Annotated in this window: 12 protein-coding genes; 11 read left to right on the forward strand and 1 reads right to left on the reverse strand. The window is 64.7% G+C overall.

What is annotated here, in order from left to right:
• Window positions 1-51: 51 nt before the first annotated feature.
• Complete coding sequence (locus HV765_RS21815) at window positions 52-543, forward strand: dihydrofolate reductase (RefSeq protein ID WP_175170923.1); 492 nt, start codon at window positions 52-54, stop codon at window positions 541-543.
• Window positions 544-657: 114 nt separating this feature from the next.
• Here HV765_RS21815 and HV765_RS21820 read toward each other — a convergent pair whose 3' ends face one another.
• Window positions 658-2,076: an aminotransferase-like domain-containing protein gene (locus HV765_RS21820; RefSeq protein ID WP_175170924.1), complete on the reverse strand. Its 1,419-nt coding sequence runs from the start codon at window positions 2,074-2,076 to the stop codon at window positions 658-660.
• A gap of 161 nt (window positions 2,077-2,237) precedes the next feature.
• Here HV765_RS21820 and aptA point away from each other — a divergent pair, with 161 nt between their 5' ends.
• From aptA to HV765_RS21870, 10 genes are all read left to right on the forward strand, one after another.
• Complete coding sequence (aptA, locus tag HV765_RS21825; protein ID WP_054423181.1) at window positions 2,238-3,563, forward strand: omega-aminotransferase AptA; 1,326 nt, start codon at window positions 2,238-2,240, stop codon at window positions 3,561-3,563.
• A gap of 170 nt (window positions 3,564-3,733) precedes the next feature.
• Window positions 3,734-5,227, forward strand: a complete 1,494-nt coding sequence (locus HV765_RS21830; protein WP_175170925.1) for a CoA-acylating methylmalonate-semialdehyde dehydrogenase — start codon at window positions 3,734-3,736, stop codon at window positions 5,225-5,227.
• Between the two features lie 145 nt (window positions 5,228-5,372).
• Complete coding sequence (locus HV765_RS21835) at window positions 5,373-6,881, forward strand: M81 family metallopeptidase (RefSeq protein WP_175170926.1); 1,509 nt, start codon at window positions 5,373-5,375, stop codon at window positions 6,879-6,881.
• An 81-nt stretch (window positions 6,882-6,962) separates the two neighbouring features.
• Entirely contained in the window at window positions 6,963-8,528 is a 1,566-nt protein-coding gene (locus tag HV765_RS21840) for an ABC transporter substrate-binding protein (RefSeq protein ID WP_054423184.1), read from the forward strand.
• Window positions 8,529-8,555: 27 nt separating this feature from the next.
• Window positions 8,556-9,497: an ABC transporter permease gene (locus HV765_RS21845; protein ID WP_175170927.1), complete on the forward strand. Its 942-nt coding sequence runs from the start codon at window positions 8,556-8,558 to the stop codon at window positions 9,495-9,497.
• Between the two features lie 9 nt (window positions 9,498-9,506).
• A complete protein-coding gene (locus tag HV765_RS21850) occupies window positions 9,507-10,412 on the forward strand; it encodes an ABC transporter permease (RefSeq protein WP_175170928.1) in 906 nt (301 codons plus the stop codon).
• Window positions 10,413-10,417: 5 nt separating this feature from the next.
• Entirely contained in the window at window positions 10,418-12,115 is a 1,698-nt protein-coding gene (locus HV765_RS21855) for an ABC transporter ATP-binding protein (RefSeq protein WP_054423187.1), read from the forward strand.
• Between the two features lie 58 nt (window positions 12,116-12,173).
• Complete coding sequence (locus HV765_RS21860) at window positions 12,174-13,580, forward strand: amidase (protein ID WP_175170929.1); 1,407 nt, start codon at window positions 12,174-12,176, stop codon at window positions 13,578-13,580.
• Window positions 13,581-13,608: 28 nt separating this feature from the next.
• Window positions 13,609-15,084 (forward strand): M81 family metallopeptidase, encoded by a 1,476-nt coding sequence (locus tag HV765_RS21865; RefSeq protein WP_175170930.1) that lies wholly within the window; start codon window positions 13,609-13,611, stop codon window positions 15,082-15,084.
• Window positions 15,085-15,328: 244 nt separating this feature from the next.
• The gene (locus tag HV765_RS21870; RefSeq protein WP_054423190.1) at window positions 15,329-17,293 is read left to right on the forward strand and encodes a DUF945 family protein; all 1,965 of its coding nucleotides are present in this window, start codon (window positions 15,329-15,331) and stop codon (window positions 17,291-17,293) included.
• Window positions 17,294-17,334: the final 41 nt, after the last annotated feature.

Here is a 17,334-nt window from a genome sequence, read left to right on the forward strand (position 1 = left end):
CGCCGTTGCGCTGGCCGACCCCCGGCCCGCCCCCAACCGTAGCAAGCCCGCATGCCCGCCAGCCTTACCCTGATCGTCGCCTACTCCACCAATCGCGCCATCGGCCGCGACAACGCCCTGCCCTGGAAACTGCCGGGCGATCTGGCGCACTTCAAGCGCAGCACGCTGGGCCACCCCATCATCATGGGCCGCAAAACCTGGGATTCGCTGGGCCGCCCGCTGCCAGGCCGACTCAACATCGTGATCAGCCGCAACCCGGACTTCGCCGCCACGGGCGCCACTGTCGTGCCCACGCTGGACGCCGCCATCGCCGCCTGCGGCGATGTGGATCAAGCCTTCGTGATTGGCGGTGCGCAGATCTACACGCACGCGCTGCCGCTTGCCCAACGCGTGCTGGCAACGGAAGTTCATGCCGACGTGGAAGGCGACGCGTTTTTCCCGTTGCTGCCCGCCTTCCAGTGGAAGGAAACCGCACGCGAAAAACAGCCGGCGGAAAACGGATATGAGTACGATTTTGTGACCTACGAGAGGTCGGGCGCCTGATGGGTTTGCGCGTTGGGCAGCTGGGTTCTTTTTTGCAGCTTTGCGCGCTACACCCATCCTACGGACGGCGGCGCAGCGGCGGCATCGGACCACACGCTCATCGCGCGTAACCCATCAAACCGCCCCCGCATTCCTCATGAACCGCCACAACGCTGGCGCCTCTGAATACGCCACGTTGAACCGCACCCAGGGCGTATCGGCTTCATCCACTTCAAAGTAAGACCCCGGCGCCAGCCAGATACCGTCCTTCAGCGCCAATTCGGCCAGGCCGTTCGCGCCGCGCGCCCGCCATTCGCCCGCCACCTTGGCCCACAGGAACAGGCCGCCTTGGGGCCGCCCATACACGTCGAATCCGTGCTGCCGCATCTGCTCGGCCACCACGGTATGCGCCCCGGCCAGCCGTTCCCGCGTGCGCGCGATGTGCGCGCGGTAGCGCCCTTCGCGAATGACCTGGTGCACGATGCGCTCCATGATCTCGGGTGAAGTCAGCCCCACCGCCATCTTCGTGCGCGCAATGTCACGCACCAGATCACGATGCGCCACCACATACCCCACCCGCACCGACGGGCTGATGACTTTGGAATAGCCGCCCAGATACACCACGCGCCGCGCGCCATCCAGCGCCGCCAGCATCGGCGTCACGCCCGGCGCGAGTTCGCGAGAGATATCGTCTTCAATCACCCACAAGCCATGCCGCTCGGCCGCTTGCAGAATCCGGAACGCGTTGGCCATGCCGATGCTGGCGCCCGACGGGTTCTGCAAGGCGGTGTTGATGAACAACGCGCGCGGCCGGTGCTGGGCCGCCACGCGTTCCAGCGCGTCGCAATCCAGCCCGTCCACCGTGCGCGGCACCGACACCACACGCAGCCCCGCCAGCCGCAGCATCTGCAACAGGTTCGCGTAGGCGGGCTGTTCGACCACCACCGTGTCGCCCGGCCGCAGCAGCGTGCGGATCACCATGTCCAGACCGTGCGTGACGCCCTGGGTCAGCAGCACCTGCGACACCTCCACGTCCATGCCCTGTGCGCTTAACGTGGCCGCGATGGTCTCGCGCAACGGCGCGTAGCCGTACGGATGCCCATAATTGGCGATACGCATGGCCGGCACGCGCCCCACGTGCCGCAGCGCCACGTGCATGCCTTCTTCATTCAGCCATTCACCGGGCAGCCAGCCGCAACCCGACTTGATCGGGATGGAATGGTCCGCAAAGATGTCCGACAGCAGCCAGCCGGCATTCAGCCGCGGCGGCTCCCATGACAGCGGTTCGCCCCGGCGCGCGGGCGCGTCGGGCGTGGCCACCCGGTAGCCCGCGCCGGGCCGCGCCGCCAGCCAGCCCAAAGACACCAACCGGCTGTAGGCGCTGGCCACCGTGAAGGTGCTGACACCGTACTGCCGGGCAAACTCGCGCACCGAGGGTAGGGACATACCCGGACGCAGGGTCTGCTCCTCGATGGCGCGCAGAATGGCCGCGACCAGCTGTTCGACGAGTGTGGGCGCGAGTCCACGGGCACGGTTAGGCTGGAAATCAATCACGGAGATAACTGTACAGTTGGGCCACTCGTGACTATACAGTTAGCGGCCTTTGCGCAGATCGTATATTTTCATTCCCCGTAGGACGTACCAGAATCATTCGAATCGCGGCGGCTGCGCCCTATTCATGCAGACCCGCCGCTTGTCCTTACCCTGGAGCCGCCATGAACGCCCCCGCCGAGTTGCCCGATCTGTCTCATCTCTGGATGCCCTTCACTGCCAACAAGCAGTTCAAGGCGCACCCGCGCATGCTGGCAACGGCCAAAGGCATGCATTACACGTCGGCCGATGGCCGCCAGATTCTGGACGGCACCGCCGGCCTGTGGTGCGTCAACGCCGGCCACGGCCGCCAGGAAATCGTCGATGCGATCTCCCGCCAGGCCGGCATCATGGATTACGCGCCGGGCTTCCAGCTGGGCCACCCGCTGGCCTTTGAAGCCGCCACCGCCGTCGCCGGCCTGATGCCGCAAGGGCTGGACCGCGTCTTCTTCACGAACTCGGGTTCCGAATCCGTCGACACCTCGCTGAAAATTGCCCTGGCCTACCACCGCGCCCGCGGCGAAGGCCAGCGCACCCGCCTGATCGGCCGTGAACGCGGCTACCACGGCGTGGGCTTTGGCGGCATCTCGGTCGGCGGCATTTCGACCAACCGCAAAACCTTCTCCGGCGCGCTGCTGCCCGCCGTCGACCACCTGCCCCACACGCACAACCTGGAGCAGAACGCCTACTCCCAGGGCCAGCCTGCCTGGGGTGCGCACCTGGCCGAAGAACTGGAACGCATCGTCGCCCTGCACGACGCGTCCACCATTGCGGCAGTCATCGTCGAACCCATGGCGGGTTCCACCGGCGTGCTGATTCCGCCCAAGGGCTATCTGGAAAAGCTGCGCGAGATCACGTCCAAGCACGGCATCCTGCTGATTTTTGACGAAGTCATCACCGCCTACGGCCGCCTGGGCGCCGCCACTGCCTCCGAATTCTTCGGCGTCACGCCGGACATCATCGCCATGGCCAAGGGCGTCAGCAACGCCGCCGTGCCGGCCGGCGCAGTGGCCGTCAAACGCGAAGTCCACGACGCCATCGTCAACGGCCCGGCAGGCGGCATCGAATTCTTCCACGGCTATACCTATTCGGCGCACCCGCTGGCCGCCGCCGCCATTCTGGCCACGCTGGACATCTACCGCCGCGACGAACTTTTTGCCCGCGCCCGCAAGCTGTCTGGCGCCTTCCAGGACGCCGCCCACAGCCTGAAGGGCGCGCCGCACGTCATCGACGTGCGCAATCTGGGTCTCGTCGCCGGCATCGAACTGTCTTCGCGTGCCGGTGCGCCGGGCGCCCGCGCAGGCGAAGTGTTCCAGAAGTGCTTCGACAACGGCTTGATGGTGCGTTATACCGGCGACATCATCGCCGTCTCGCCGCCGCTGATCATCGACGAGGCCCAGATCGGCCAAATCTTCGAACAGATCGGCAAGGTGCTGAAAGAAGTCGCTTGAGCCTGATGTTGACCTCAACATGTTGGCCTCAAGATATTGACCTCAACACAGTGACCCCAAGATGGTGACCCAAACATCGCGGCCCTGCCGCGCATCCTGACCCAATCCCGCGGGCGGCCGATGGCCGCCCTCGGGCGTTTTTAAAGAACTCCGCTTCGAGCCTCCGCACCATGAAGAAGATTCCTCATTTCATCAACGGCCAACACTACGACGGCCGCAGCAGCCGCTACGCTGATGGCTTCAACCCCGCCACCGGCGAGATCAGCTCGTCGATTCCGCTGGCGTCCAACGAAGACGTGGCGCTGGCCGTCGCCGCCGCCAAGGCTGCGTTCCCGGCCTGGTCGGAAACGCCGGCGCTCAAGCGCGCGCGCATCCTGTTCAACTTCAAGGCGCTGTTGGATCAGCACCAGGACGAACTGGCCGAACTCATCACCCGCGAACACGGCAAGGTCTTCTCCGACGCCAAGGGCGAAGTGATGCGCGGCATCGAAATCGTCGAATTCGCCTGCGGCATTCCGCAACTGCTCAAGGGCCAGTACTCCGACCAGATCGGCGGCGGCATCGACAACTGGAGCATGCGCCAGGCCCTGGGCGTGGTGGCTGGCGTTACGCCGTTCAACTTCCCGATGATGGTGCCGTGCTGGATGTTCCCGGTGGCCATCGCCTGCGGCAACACCTTCGTGCTCAAGCCGTCTGAACGCGACCCCTCGGCGTCCTTGCGTCTGGCCGAACTGCTGACCGAAGCCGGCCTGCCGCCGGGCGTCTTCAACGTCGTGCATGGCGACAAGCAATCCGTTGACGCGCTGATCGCGCATCCGGACGTTGAAGCCCTGTCGTTCGTCGGATCGACCCCGATCGCCGAATACATCTACGCCGAAGGCACCAAGCGCGGCAAGCGCGTGCAGGCGCTGGGCGGCGCCAAGAACCACCTGGTGGTGATGCCCGATGCCGATCTCGACCAAGTCACCGACGCATTGATGGGCGCAGCCTACGGCTCGGCCGGCGAACGCTGCATGGCGATTTCCGTGGCCGTGGCGGTGGGCGACGTGGCCGACAAGGTGGTCGAACGCCTGATCCCGCGCGTGAAGGCGCTGATCGTCAAAGACGGCATGCAGTCAGACGCCGAAATGGGCCCGCTGGTTACCGCGCAGCACCGCAACAAGGTCGTGGGCTACATCGAAGACGGCATCGCGTCCGGCGCCGATCTGGTGGTGGATGGCCGCGGCCTGAAGGTGCCTGGCAACGAAAAGGGTTACTTCCTGGGCGGCACGCTGTTCGACAACGTCAAGCCCGCGATGAACATCTACCGCGAAGAAATCTTCGGCCCCGTGCTGTGCGTCGTGCGCGTGCCGGACTTCGCCAGCGCAGTCGAACTCATCAACGCGCATGAATTCGGCAACGGCGTGGCGTGCTTCACGTCCGACGGCGGCGTGGCGCGCGCCTTTGCCCGCCAGATCAAGGTGGGCATGGTCGGCATCAACGTGCCGATTCCCGTGCCGATGGCATGGCATTCGTTTGGCGGCTGGAAGCGTTCGCTGTTTGGCGACCACCACGCTTACGGCGAAGAAGGCATCCGCTTCTACTCGCGCTACAAGAGCGTGATGCAGCGCTGGCCGGACAGCATCGCCAAGGGCGCGGAATTCACCATGCCCGTGGCGAAGTAATCCTTCGCTTCGCCCCACGACGCTTCAACAAGCCCTACAGAAGGACGCATTACCCAGCTTGAGCACAGGGCGCGGCCACGGCCGCGCCCGCCCGGCAATACGACACAGCAACAACAGCAACAACACACATACAAGGGGATGCCTGATGCGCATCGGGATAGGCGGCTTTCAGCACGAAACCAATACGTTCGCGCCTTCGCGCGCCACGTGGGAAGACTTTGCAGAAAAAGGCGGAGGCTGGCCCAAGCTGGTCAGCGGCCCCGCGATGTTTCAGGCAGTAGCGGGTGCGAACATCCCTGTTGCCGGCTTCATCGAAGCCATGGCGCAGCACACGCTCGTGCCCACCACCTGGGCCGCGGCCAGCCCCTCTGGCCTGGTCACCAAAGACGCGTTCGAACGTATCAGCGCAATGATCCTGCAAGGCCTGTCGGTGGCGATGCCGCTAGACGGCGTGTACCTGGATCTGCACGGCGCGATGGTCACCGAGCATCTGGATGACGGCGAAGGTGAACTGCTCAAGCGCGTGCGCGAATTGGTAGGGCCCAATGTGCCTGTGGTGGCCAGCCTGGACTTGCACGCGAACGTCACGCGCAAGATGGTGAGCCACGCCGACGCGCTGGTTTGTTATCGCACGTATCCCCACATCGACATGGCCGAGACCGGGCAACGCGCCGCCGCGCTGCTGTCCCTGCGTCTGGCCGGCGTGCCGCGCCCTTACGCGGCGTTGCGCGCCCTGCCCTACCTGATTTCGCTGTGCTGGCAATCCACCGACATCGAACCGTCGCGCAGCCTGTATGCGCTGGTGGGCGAGATCGAAACCCGCGGCGCCACGAGCCTGTCTTTCGCCACCGGCTTTCCCGCGGCAGACTTCCCCGAATGCGCGCCCACCGTGTGGGCCTACGGCGCCACGCAAGCTGACGCCGATGCCGCCGCCGATGAAATGACGCGCGCCGTGTTGAACGCGGAACGCGACTTTGGCGGCAAGCTCTACACGCCCGACGAAGCCGTGCAGGAAGCCATGCGGCTGGCACGCGACGCCACGAAACCCGTCGTCATCGCCGACGCGCAAGACAACCCCGGCGCAGGCGGCAGTTCCGACACCACCGGCATGCTGCGCGCACTGATCCGCCACGATGCGCGCGACACGGCGATTGGTCTGATTGTTGACCCCGCCGCGGCGTTGGCCGCGCATCGTGCAGGCGTTGGAAACAAGGTCCGGATTGCACTAGGTGGACACTCGGGTATTCCCGACGACGAACCGCTGGACAGCGAATTCATCGTCGAGAAAACGTCAGACGGACGCTTCGATACGCACGGCGCGTTCTACCGCGGATTCCACATGGACCTGGGCCCCAGCGCATGCCTGCGCATCGGCGGCGTACGCATCATCGTCGCCTCTAACAAGGTGCAGATGGCCGACCAGGAAATGTTCCGATTCGCCGGTGTCGAACCCACGCGCGCCGCGATTCTGGTGGTGAAGAGTTCAGCGCATTTCCGCGCGGATTTCACGGCCATCTCGCACACGATCCTGGTGTGCGCCGCCCCTGGCTCCATGCTGATGGATGCGGCAAAACAACCATGGACACGGTTGCGTCCCGGCATCAGAATGGCGCCTTGCGGGCCGGTCTTTTCCGGCCTGCCCGCAACAGCCTGACCCTCGCACGCCGCCATCGAGCGGCGCGTTAACGACGTAGCGGCCGACCGTGCCGCTCACACCGCTTCAAGGGGAACCTTCATGCTCAAGTTTGTTCGAGCGGCCGCGCTGGCCGGTGCAACGCTGATGATGGCTCACGGCGCTTACGCCGAAACCGTCATCAAGTCTGTGATGCACTCACCGTTGCGCTTGACCGACCCGCACGCCACCACCGCGTACATCACGACGTGGCACGGCTACATGATCTACGACACGTTGCTGGCCACCGATGCCGACAACAAGATCCAGCCCCAGATGCTTGAGAAGTGGGAAGTCTCGCCTGATGGCAAGACCTACACGATGACGTTGCGCGCCGGCCAGAAATGGCACGATGGCAAGCCCGTCACGTCCGAAGATTGCGTGGCGTCGATCAAGCGCTGGGCCGCGGGCGACGGCATGGGCCGCACCTTGTTGAAGTTCACCGACAAGATTGAAGTCATCGACGACAACAGCTTTCGCATCGTCATGAAGGAACCCACAGACCTGGCGTTGCGCGCCCTGTCCAAGCCCACCGGCACCGCGCCGTTCATGATGCCCAAGCGCATCGCCGAACAGGCCATCGGCCAGCCCATCACCGACATGACGGGCTCCGGCCCGTTCAAGGTGATCGAGTTCAAGCCGGGCGTGAAGACGGTGTACGCCAAGAACGCCGACTACGTGCCGCGCAAGGAACCCGCAAGCGGCCTGGCCGGCGGCAAGGTCGTGAACGTGGACAAGGTGGAATGGGACGTCATGCCTGATGCGCTCACGACCGCCAACGCGCTCTTGGGCGGCGAGATCGATTTCGTCGAACAGTTCCCGTATGACCTGCTGCCGATGATTGAAGGCAACCCGGACCTGAAGGAAGAATCGCTCAGCCCGGTCGGTTACTTCACGATGTACCGCTTCAACTTCAAGCACCCGCCGTTCAACAACAAGAAGATCCGTCAGGCCGCGATGTACGCAATCGGCCAGGAAGACGTGATGAAGGCGCTGGTCGGCAATCCGAAGTACTGGAAGACCTGCGCCTCGTTGTGGGGCTGCGGCACGCCGATGGAAAGCGATATCGGCAAGGACGTCGTCGTTCCGTCGAACATCGAAAAGGCCAAGGCGCTGCTGAAGGAAGCGGGTTACGACAACACGCCCATCCTCGTCATGCACGCCACCGACGTGGGCACGCTGTCCGCGCAACCTGTGGTGATGGCGCAAGCGCTGCGCAAGGCGGGCTTTAACGTCAACCTGGCTGCAATGGACTGGCAAAGCGTGGCGACCCGCCGCGCCTCCAAGGCCGCACCGGCCGAAGGCGGCTGGAACATCCACAACACCAACTGGTACGCCACTGACGTGATGGACCCGGTGCGTTCCGCGCCCGCCGCCGCCAACGGCGACAACGCCTGGTTCGGCTGGCCCGACATGCCGCAAGTGGAAGAACTGCGCACGAAGTTCGCGCTGACTTCCGACCCCGCCGAGCAAAAGAAGATCGCCGACGAATTGCAGCGCATCGGCATCGACGAAGGCCTGTACGTGCCGCTGGGCCAGATGTCCGTGCCCACCGTCTACTCGACCAAGCTCTCCGGCCTGGTGCATGCACCGGTCTTTGCGTTCTGGAACGTCAAGAAAGCTCCGTAAAGGGGCAAGCAGTTCAGGGGGAAATACATGCTGGCATTTGTCTCACGCCGGCTCCTCGCGACCATCCCCGTTTTGGTGATGGTCGCGGTGGTGGTCTTCGCGATATTGCGTTTCAGCCCGGGCGACCCGGCCATCATCATGGCGGGCGACGGCGCCACGCCTGAACGTATCGTCCAGATACGGCAGACGATGGGCCTGGATCAACCGGTCATCAAACAGTTCTTCATCTGGGGCGGCAAGCTCCTGCAAGGCGACCTGGGCACCTCGCTCATGTCTGGCGTGCCGGTCACCAAACTGATCGCGCAGCGCCTGGAACCGTCGCTGAGCCTGGCGGTGCTGACCTTGGTCTTCACGCTGCTTGTGGCCATTCCGCTGGGCATCCTGGCGGCGTGGCGGCAAGGCAAGTTGCTGGACCGCGCCGTGATGGGCTTTTCAGTACTGGGCTTTTCGGTGCCAGTGTTCGTCACCGGCTACCTGCTGATCTGGCTGTTCGCCATCAAGCTGGGCTGGTTCAACGTGCAAGGGTATGCGCCGCTGGCCAAGGGCTTCTGGCTCTATCTGCACCGGCTCATCCTGCCGTCCCTGGCCTTGTCCACGGTCTATGTGGCGTTGATTGCGCGCATCACGCGCACCAGCGTCATTGAGGTCATGGGCGAAGACTTCATCCGCACCGCCCGCTCCAAGGGCCTGGGTGAAACTGGCGTGCTGCTGGGCCATGCGCTGCGCAATGCGGCCGTCCCCATCGCCACCGTCGTGGGCCTGGGCATCGCGCTCTTGATCAGCGGTGTGGTCGTGACCGAATCGGTGTTCAACATCCCCGGCCTGGGCCGGCTGGTGGTGGAAGCCGTGCTGGCGCGTGACTACCCCGTCATTCAGGGCCTGACCCTGTTCTTCGCGTTCGTCTACGTGTTCATCAATCTGGTTGTCGATTGCGCCTACACGGTGTTCGACCCGCGCATCCGATACTAGGGAAGAGCCATGCACACGCCAACCGATGCCGCCGTGCAAGCGGCTGCCGACCTCCCCGGAGGCGGTAATCCTCACACTACCGCCTGGCGGCAAATCCGCCAGGGCCTGAAAAGCTGGCCGGTCATGCTGGCGCTGGTGGTACTGGTCACCATCGTCGCCATCGCCGTGTTCGCGCCGCTGCTCGGCACGGTGGACCCCACCTTCATCAACCCGGGCGCACGCCTGAAGCAACCCTTCACCGACTACCTGTTCGGCACCGACGCCTTTGGCCGCGACGTCTGGTCGCGCGTGGCCTATGGCGCGCGCATCTCGCTGATTGCGGGCCTGGGCGCCGCCGTCGTCAGCGTGGTCATTGGCCTGGTCATCGGCGTCATCGCCGGCTGGTTCCGTTCGCTGGACGGGCTGATCATGCGCACGATGGACGCCATCATGGCCATTCCCGGCATCCTGCTGGCGATTGCCCTGGTGTCCGTTACCGGCGCCAGCATCACGACCGTGCTTGTCGCCATCACCATCCCCGAAATTCCGCGGGTGGTGCGGCTGGTGCGCGGGCAGATCCTGACGGTGCGCGGAGAGCCTTATGTGGAAGCCGCGCTGGCGCTGGGCACGCCGCTGCCGCTGCTGCTGTGGCGCCACATGGTGCCCAGCACCATCGCGCCGCTGACGGTGCAAGGCACGTACGTGTTCGCGTCGGCCATGCTGACCGAGGCCATCTTGAGCTTCCTGGGCGCGGGCATCCCGCCCGAGATCGCGTCCTGGGGCAACATCATGTCCGAAGGCCGCATGTACTTCCGCATGCTGCCCGGCCTGATTCTCTTTCCCGGCCTGTTCCTGTCGCTGACGGTGCTCAGCGTGAACATCCTGGGCGACGCCCTGCGCGATGCGCTGGACCCGAAAATGGTGCGCAGGATCTGATGCCGATGACCTACTCCCCTACTCCCCCTGCGGGCGATACCTCGTCCGCCATCCTGGCCATTCGCAACCTGTCGGTGGAAGTCGCTGGCGCGGGCAACCGCGTGGTGCGCAACCTGAGCCTGGACGTGCACGCCGGCGAAACGGTGTGCGTGGTTGGCGAATCCGGCTCCGGCAAATCGGTCACGTCGCTGGCCGTGATGGGCTTGCTGCCCCCGGGCATTCTTTCCATCAGCGCGGGTTCCATCCGCGTCGAAGGCGAAGATGTGGCCACCGCCTCGCAGCGCCGCCTGCGCGAGATGCGCGCGACCCGCATGGCCATGGTGTTCCAGGAACCCATGACCGCGCTGAACCCCGTGCATACCGTGGGCAAGCAGGTTGACGAAGTGCTGCGCCTGCATCGCAAGCGCATGAGCGGCGCCGAACGCCGCGCCAAGGTGCTGGACATGTTCCGCTCGGTACACCTGCCGGATGTCGAACGCATCTTCGATGCGTATCCGCATCAGTTGTCGGGCGGGCAGCGCCAGCGCATCGTGATCGCGATGGCGCTGATTCTTGAGCCCAAGCTGCTCATCGCCGACGAGCCCACCACCGCGCTGGACGTCACCACGCAAAAGCAGATTCTGGCGCTGATCAAGGAACTGCAAATCAAGCACAAAACAGCCGTGCTGTTCATCACACACGACTTCGGCGTGGTGGCGGAAATTTCGGATCGCATCGTCGTGATGAATCGGGGCGACCTGATCGAAAGCGGCACCCGCAACGAAATTCTGGCCGAACCCAAGCAGTCGTACACGCGACGCCTGGTGTCGTCCGTACCGAGCCTGGTGCCGATGCGGCGCGACGCGCCGGACGGCCAGCCGGTGCTGCACGTGAAGGGGCTGGGCCGCACGTATGGCGGCAAGAGCTCGCTGTTTTCACGCAAGGCCGCGCAGAACGTCATTGCGGCTACCGACGTCAACCTGACACTGCGCAAAGGCGAAATCCTGGGCATCGTGGGCGAGTCCGGCTCGGGCAAATCCACGGTGGCGCGCTGCATCGTGCGCCTGATCGAGCCCACTGCCGGCCACATGATGATGGGCGGCGAAGACTTGAGCACGCTGTCCGGCTCGGCGCTGCGCCCCGTGCGCCGCCGCATCCAGATTGTGTTCCAGGACCCGTACCGTTCACTGAACCCGCGCCGCACGGTGGGTGAATCCATCATCGAAGGTTTGCTCAACTTCGGCATGCCGCGCGAGCAGGCGTTGAAACGCGCAGGCGAAACGCTGACCGTCGTGGGCCTGAGCCCCGACGCCATGCGGCGGTATCCCCACCAATTTTCGGGCGGCCAGCGCCAGCGCATCTGCATTGCGCGCGCGCTTGTCATGGACCCGGAAATTCTGGTGGCCGACGAAGCCGTGTCCGCGCTGGACGTGTCTGTGCAGGCGCAGGTGCTGGAACTGCTGGAGCAAGTGCGCCAGCGTACTGGCGTGGGCGTGCTGTTCATCACGCACGACTTGCGCGTGGCCGCGCAGATTTGCGACACCATCATGGTCATGCAGCGCGGCAAGGTGGTGGAAACCGGCTCCGCCGAAACGGTGCTGACCGAACCGCGCCACGAATACACCCGCGCCCTGATCGACGCCGCCCCCGGCCGCGACTGGGACTTCCGCAACTTCCAGCCCGTTGCGGCGACGTTGGCGCAGGCTGCCGCGCCAGCACCGTAGCGCCCTGACGCGCGTTGGCTTTCCCCGATCTGCCCTCATTCGCAACACTGGAACCGAGATGCCACAACCGCATGAATTGTCTGCCCAGGAACTGCTGCAAGCGTATCGCGACAAGACCCTCTCGCCCGTTGAAGCCACGCGCTCCGTGCTGGAACACATCGAGCGCTGGGAACCGCACCTGAAGGCCACGTACGCGCTGGACCCTGAAGGCGCGCTGGCAATGGCGCGCGCATCGGAAGCGCGCTGGATGAAGGGCGAGCCACAGTCGGCCGGCGGCTATTCGCTGGATGGCGTGCCCGCCACCATCAAGGAAAACATCGCTACCCGTGGCACGCCCGTGCCGCTGGGCACGGCCGCCACCGACCTGACGCCGGCCGCCGCCGATGCGCCGCCGGCTGCCCGCATGCGCGAAGCGGGCGCGGTATTGCTGGGCAAGACCACCATGCCCGACTTCGGCATGCTGTCATCCGGCCTGTCCAGCTTTCATGCGCTGACGCGCAACCCCTGGGACCTGACGAAGAACCCGGGCGGCTCCAGCGCGGGCGCAGGCGCCGCGGCCGCCGCAGGTTACGGCCCGCTGCACATCGGCACCGACATCGGCGGCTCGGTCCGCCTGCCGGCCGCCTGGTGCGGCATCGCCACGCTCAAGCCCAGCCTGGGCCGCATCCCCATCGACCCGCCCTTCATGGGCCGCTGCGCCGGCCCCATGACCCGCACCATCACCGACGCCGCATTGATGATGGGCGTGCTGTCGCAGCCCGACGCGCGCGACCACATGAGCCTGCCCTTCCAGGACTTCGATTGGCTGAACCTGAACCAGGACCTGCGCGGTTTGCGCATCGGCCTGTTGATGGACGCGGGCTGCGGCCTGCCACTGGACCCGGAAGTGCGTGACGCCGTGCAGGCGGCCGCCCGCGCCTTCGAAGCCGCCGGCGCCATCGTGACGCCGATGCTGCCGTGGATGACCCCTGACATGCTCGAAGGCGTCGACCGCTTCTGGCGCACGCGCTCGGCCATCGACCTGGCCGCGCTGCCCGAAGCGCGCCGCGCCAAGATCCTGCCGTTCATCCGCACCTGGGCGGAAAGCGGTGGAGGTCAAAGCGGCGAGGCCGTGTTCCGCAGCTACTACGAAACGCTGAACGTGCGAGCCAAGACGGTTGCCGCCTGCGCGCCCTTCGATTACGTGCTGTCGCCCGTGGCCCCCGTGGTGGCGTACAACGCCGAATGGCCGTCGCCCACCAATGAAGTCGCCACCACCATGCACCATATCGGCTTCACGCTGCCGTTCAACATGAGCGAGCAGCCTGCGGCGTCCGTCAACTGCGGCTACACGAAAGCCGGCCTGCCCATCGGCCTGCAAATCGCTGGCGCCCGCTTCGACGACCTGGGCGTCCTGCGCGTGGCGCGCGCCTGGGAAGAGATGCGTCCCGCGCAGCAACCGTGGCCGCAGCCGCCCAAGAACTGACTTTCCACAGCAACCCACAGGAATTCCCATGCGTTGGCTATTGGCAATGATCAAGCACGAGACGAATACCTATTCGCCCGTGCCGACCCCGCTTGAACGCTTCTTCCGCGGCAGCCCCGACATCCTGGCTGGCGAACGCGCCATCAAGGCCTACGAGAACACCGACAGCGGACTGGGCGGCTATATCGAAGTGGCCCGCCGCGAGGGCGCAGAAATGGTCGTGCCCGTGGCGGCCGAGTCCTGGCCCAGCGGCCCCACCAGCGCCGACACGCACGAGCAGCTGTGCAAGCTGGTGCTGGACCAGGTGAAGCTGGGCGGCTTTGACGCCATCCTGCTGGACCTGCACGGCGCCATGGTCGCCGAAGGCGTGGAAGATGCAGAAGGCGACCTCTTGCGCCGTCTGCGCGAAATCGATCCGAAAACGCCTGTCGCCGTCACGCTGGACATGCACGCCAACATCTACGACGACATCGTCAACAACGCCACCGTCATCAGCGGCTTTCACACGTATCCGCACGTGGACATCCGCGAAGCGGGCGTGCGTGCGGCGAACGTTATCGTCCGCACGCTCAAGGGCGAGATCAAGCCCGTGATGAGCTGGGCCAACAAGCCGATGCTGCCGCACATCATGTGCCAAGGCACGCATGCCGCGCCCAATAAGCCTTTGCAGGAACGCTGCAAGGAACTGGAAGCGAATGGCGTGCTGGCGGCGTCCGTCTTCGTGGGTTTTCCGCATGCGGACATTCGCGAAGCGGGCTTGAGCGCCGTCGTCTGTACGGACGGCAAGCTGGAAGACGCGCAGAAGTACCGCGACGAACTGCTGGAACGCGCCTGGGCCGGCCGCGCCGATTGGGTGTTTCACCCGGAGCCGCTCGCGCCCACCATCGCGCGCGCCAAGCAGATCGAGCAAGGCCCGGTTGTGTTGCTGGACCACTTCGACAACACCGGTTCCGGCGGCACCATGGACACCACTGCGGTGCTTGCCGAAGTGCTGCGCCAGGAACTGGACAACGTGGTGTTCTACGCCATCTGCGACCCGGAAGCCGCATTGCAAGCCGCGGCTGCGGGCGTGGGCAAGACCATTACCTTGAAGCTGGGCGGCAAGCTGCCCATGCCCGCCATCAAGGAACCCAGCGAACCGCTGGAAGTGACCGGCCGCGTCAAGCTGGTGTTTGACGGCGTGTATCTCAACCGCGGCCCGATGTACCGGGGCGTGCGTAACGACACGGGGCTTACCGTTGTCATCGACACGGGCCGCGTGGAAATCGTGGTGGTGTCGCGCCACCAGGAACCGTTCGATATCAATTGCCTGCTGTCGGCCGGCATCGACCCGCTGCAAAAGCGCTACGTGGTGTTGAAGAGCCGGGTGCATTGGCGCGCGGGCTTCTCGGCGATGGCCACCGAAGTCATCGAATGCACGGGCGTGGGCGTCACCACCTCCGACTACAGCCAGCTGGATTTCAAGCACGTGCGCCGGCCCATCTACCCGCTGGACCCGCTCTGATCTTCGGCTGAAAAGCCGGATTGTCGACAAAAAGGCCGGCGTCCTACGCCGGCCTTTCATTTTGAAATCTTCGGTAACTGCGCGCACGCTTCCCGGCAGGCGTGCCTCGGTATACTCCGGCGCGGGCCCTTACAGCCCGATGAATAACGTGTATACCGGCAGCCGCCCCTGGCGATCAGGACGCGACGGCGCAATGCGCCAGTCTGCCGGATATGACTCGATAATCAACGAAAAAAGCACAACGATGAAAAAGAGCGTAGCGATCACCCTCGGCGTGGTCATTGTGGGAGCGGGAAGCTGGATAGGCGCCACGTGGTACACCGGCAAACGGATCGAGGAAAGCTCGCAGCGCCATCTGGCCGAAGCGAACGAAAAACTGGCGAAGCTGACGCCGTTGTTCGGTTTGCGCATTGACCAGTTGAAGTACGAGCGCAGCCTCTTCTCGACCCAGGCTCGCTACGGCCTGTCGCTGGTAAAGAACGACAAGAGCCTGGACGCCATGCCGGCCGGGATGATTGAGTTCGACGCCGTCATTGAACACGGCCCGTTCCCCAAGACCGCCTTGTCGCGCGGCGCTGTTGCGCCCAAGCTGGCGTACGTGCACGCCGAAATCGCCAAGACCGACAACCTGAAGGAAGTGTTCGCACTGACCAAAGACATCTCGCCGCTGATCAGCGACGCGATGGTCAGCTACAGCGGCACCACGTCGTCCACCTCCAAGATTGCGCCGGTGTCGACGACGGTGCAAAACAACACGATCGACTTCAGCGGCATGGTGATCACGGGCACGTTTGACCGCTCGCTGGAAGCCGTCACCGCGCACGGCGTGATGGACAAGCTGGCGATCGACGGCACGAAGAGCAACGACCCGGTCGTCATGGCCATCACCGGCATGACGATGGACGTCAACAGCCGCATGGGCAAGTTCGGCGTGTCGATGGGCGATTCCGACATCAAGATCAAGCGCATCGACGTCACGAAGAAGTCGGATGACATGAAGGTGTCGCTGGATAACTTCGGCTACGGTGTGAAGCTGTCCGAAGACGACAAGTCGATCAACGTGCAAGCCGCCTACCAAACGGGCGACATCACGGTAAACGACGTGCCGCTGGGTAACGGCCAGGCCGTGATCAAGCTGGCCAAGCTGGACGGCCAGGCCGTCAAGACCCTGTCCGACACGTACAACCAGCTGATGCGCCAGTACATGGCGCACACGGAAGACGAAGGTCTGAAGGACGAGCAGGTTGAAGCGATGCTGGACAGCGCCGGCAAGCTGCTGGCGGGCAACCCGTCGTTCAGCATTGATCCCTTGAGCTGGAAGACCGCCAAGGGCGAAAGCAAGCTGAACTTCACGCTGGACCTGGCCAACCCGCCTGACGTCAAGAACCTGACGCCGCAGGAAATTGCGGTCAAGGCCATCAAGCGCATCGACGCCACGCTGATCATTTCCAAGCCGATGGTGCAGGACCTGGTCACGCAGTACGCCATCAAGAAGGAAGGCATTGCCGCCGATCAGGCCGCCAAGGACGCCGACGAAACCGTGCGCCAGATGTCGGGCATGGCCGAAATGTTCAACGTGGGCAAGAACGACGGCGACAACATCGTCGGCAAGTTCACGTTCGCGGACGGCATGGGCAACCTGAACGGCAAGGAAATCCCGGCGGACGAGTTGTTCAGCGGCCTGCTGGGCGCAGCCGGCATGGGCTCGATGGACCACGACGACGAAGACGAATCCATGCCCGGCATGGGCCAGGACGAGCCGGCCGACGGCGCCACGCCTGCCCTGCCCGGCGTGATGCAGGACTTCAACCTGGACACCGTCAGCAGCCTGCTGGACGACATGGGCTACACGGTCAACAAGACCGACGGCGACCAAGGCCCCGTGCTGGTGCTGGACGCGGGCACCACCGGCGCCAGCGATCTGCGCCTGGAATTCCTGTGCAACGACTTCACCGAGAAGTGCCTGGACCTGGTGATGACCGCCACGTACAAGACCAAGAAGCCGGTGACGCTGAAGGCCATCAACAGCTGGAATCAGGAATACCGCTGGACGCGCGCCTACCTGGACGACAAGAACCAGGCCGTGCTGCAGATGGACATGAACGCAGAAGGCGGGATCGGCAAGGACAACCTGCAAATCCTGTTGAACACGTTCATCAGCATCGCTGAAGACTTCAACGACGTCGCCAAGGGCGCATCGGCCAAGTAAGCCTGCCGCGCCAGGGTCACCACCTGGCGCATCGCTCGGCC

The sequence above is a fragment of the Achromobacter kerstersii genome (assembly GCF_902859595.1).
Classification (GTDB): Bacteria; Pseudomonadota; Gammaproteobacteria; order Burkholderiales; family Burkholderiaceae_B; genus Achromobacter; species Achromobacter kerstersii.

What these genes read in the sequence shown, in the direction of transcription:
- HV765_RS21830 (WP_175170925.1), top strand. Translation starts at nt 3,734, where the DNA reads ATGAAGAAGATTCCTCATTTCATCAACGGCCAACACTACGACGGCCGC.
- aptA (WP_054423181.1), top strand. Translation starts at nt 2,238, where the DNA reads ATGAACGCCCCCGCCGAGTTGCCCGATCTGTCTCATCTCTGGATGCCC.
- HV765_RS21815 (WP_175170923.1), top strand. Translation starts at nt 52, where the DNA reads ATGCCCGCCAGCCTTACCCTGATCGTCGCCTACTCCACCAATCGCGCC.
- HV765_RS21840 (WP_054423184.1), top strand. Translation starts at nt 6,963, where the DNA reads ATGCTCAAGTTTGTTCGAGCGGCCGCGCTGGCCGGTGCAACGCTGATG.
- HV765_RS21865 (WP_175170930.1), top strand. Translation starts at nt 13,609, where the DNA reads ATGCGTTGGCTATTGGCAATGATCAAGCACGAGACGAATACCTATTCG.
- HV765_RS21835 (WP_175170926.1), top strand. Translation starts at nt 5,373, where the DNA reads ATGCGCATCGGGATAGGCGGCTTTCAGCACGAAACCAATACGTTCGCG.
- HV765_RS21850 (WP_175170928.1), top strand. Translation starts at nt 9,507, where the DNA reads ATGCACACGCCAACCGATGCCGCCGTGCAAGCGGCTGCCGACCTCCCC.
- HV765_RS21855 (WP_054423187.1), top strand. Translation starts at nt 10,418, where the DNA reads ATGACCTACTCCCCTACTCCCCCTGCGGGCGATACCTCGTCCGCCATC.
- HV765_RS21845 (WP_175170927.1), top strand. Translation starts at nt 8,556, where the DNA reads ATGCTGGCATTTGTCTCACGCCGGCTCCTCGCGACCATCCCCGTTTTG.
- HV765_RS21870 (WP_054423190.1), top strand. Translation starts at nt 15,329, where the DNA reads ATGAAAAAGAGCGTAGCGATCACCCTCGGCGTGGTCATTGTGGGAGCG.
- HV765_RS21860 (WP_175170929.1), top strand. Translation starts at nt 12,174, where the DNA reads ATGCCACAACCGCATGAATTGTCTGCCCAGGAACTGCTGCAAGCGTAT.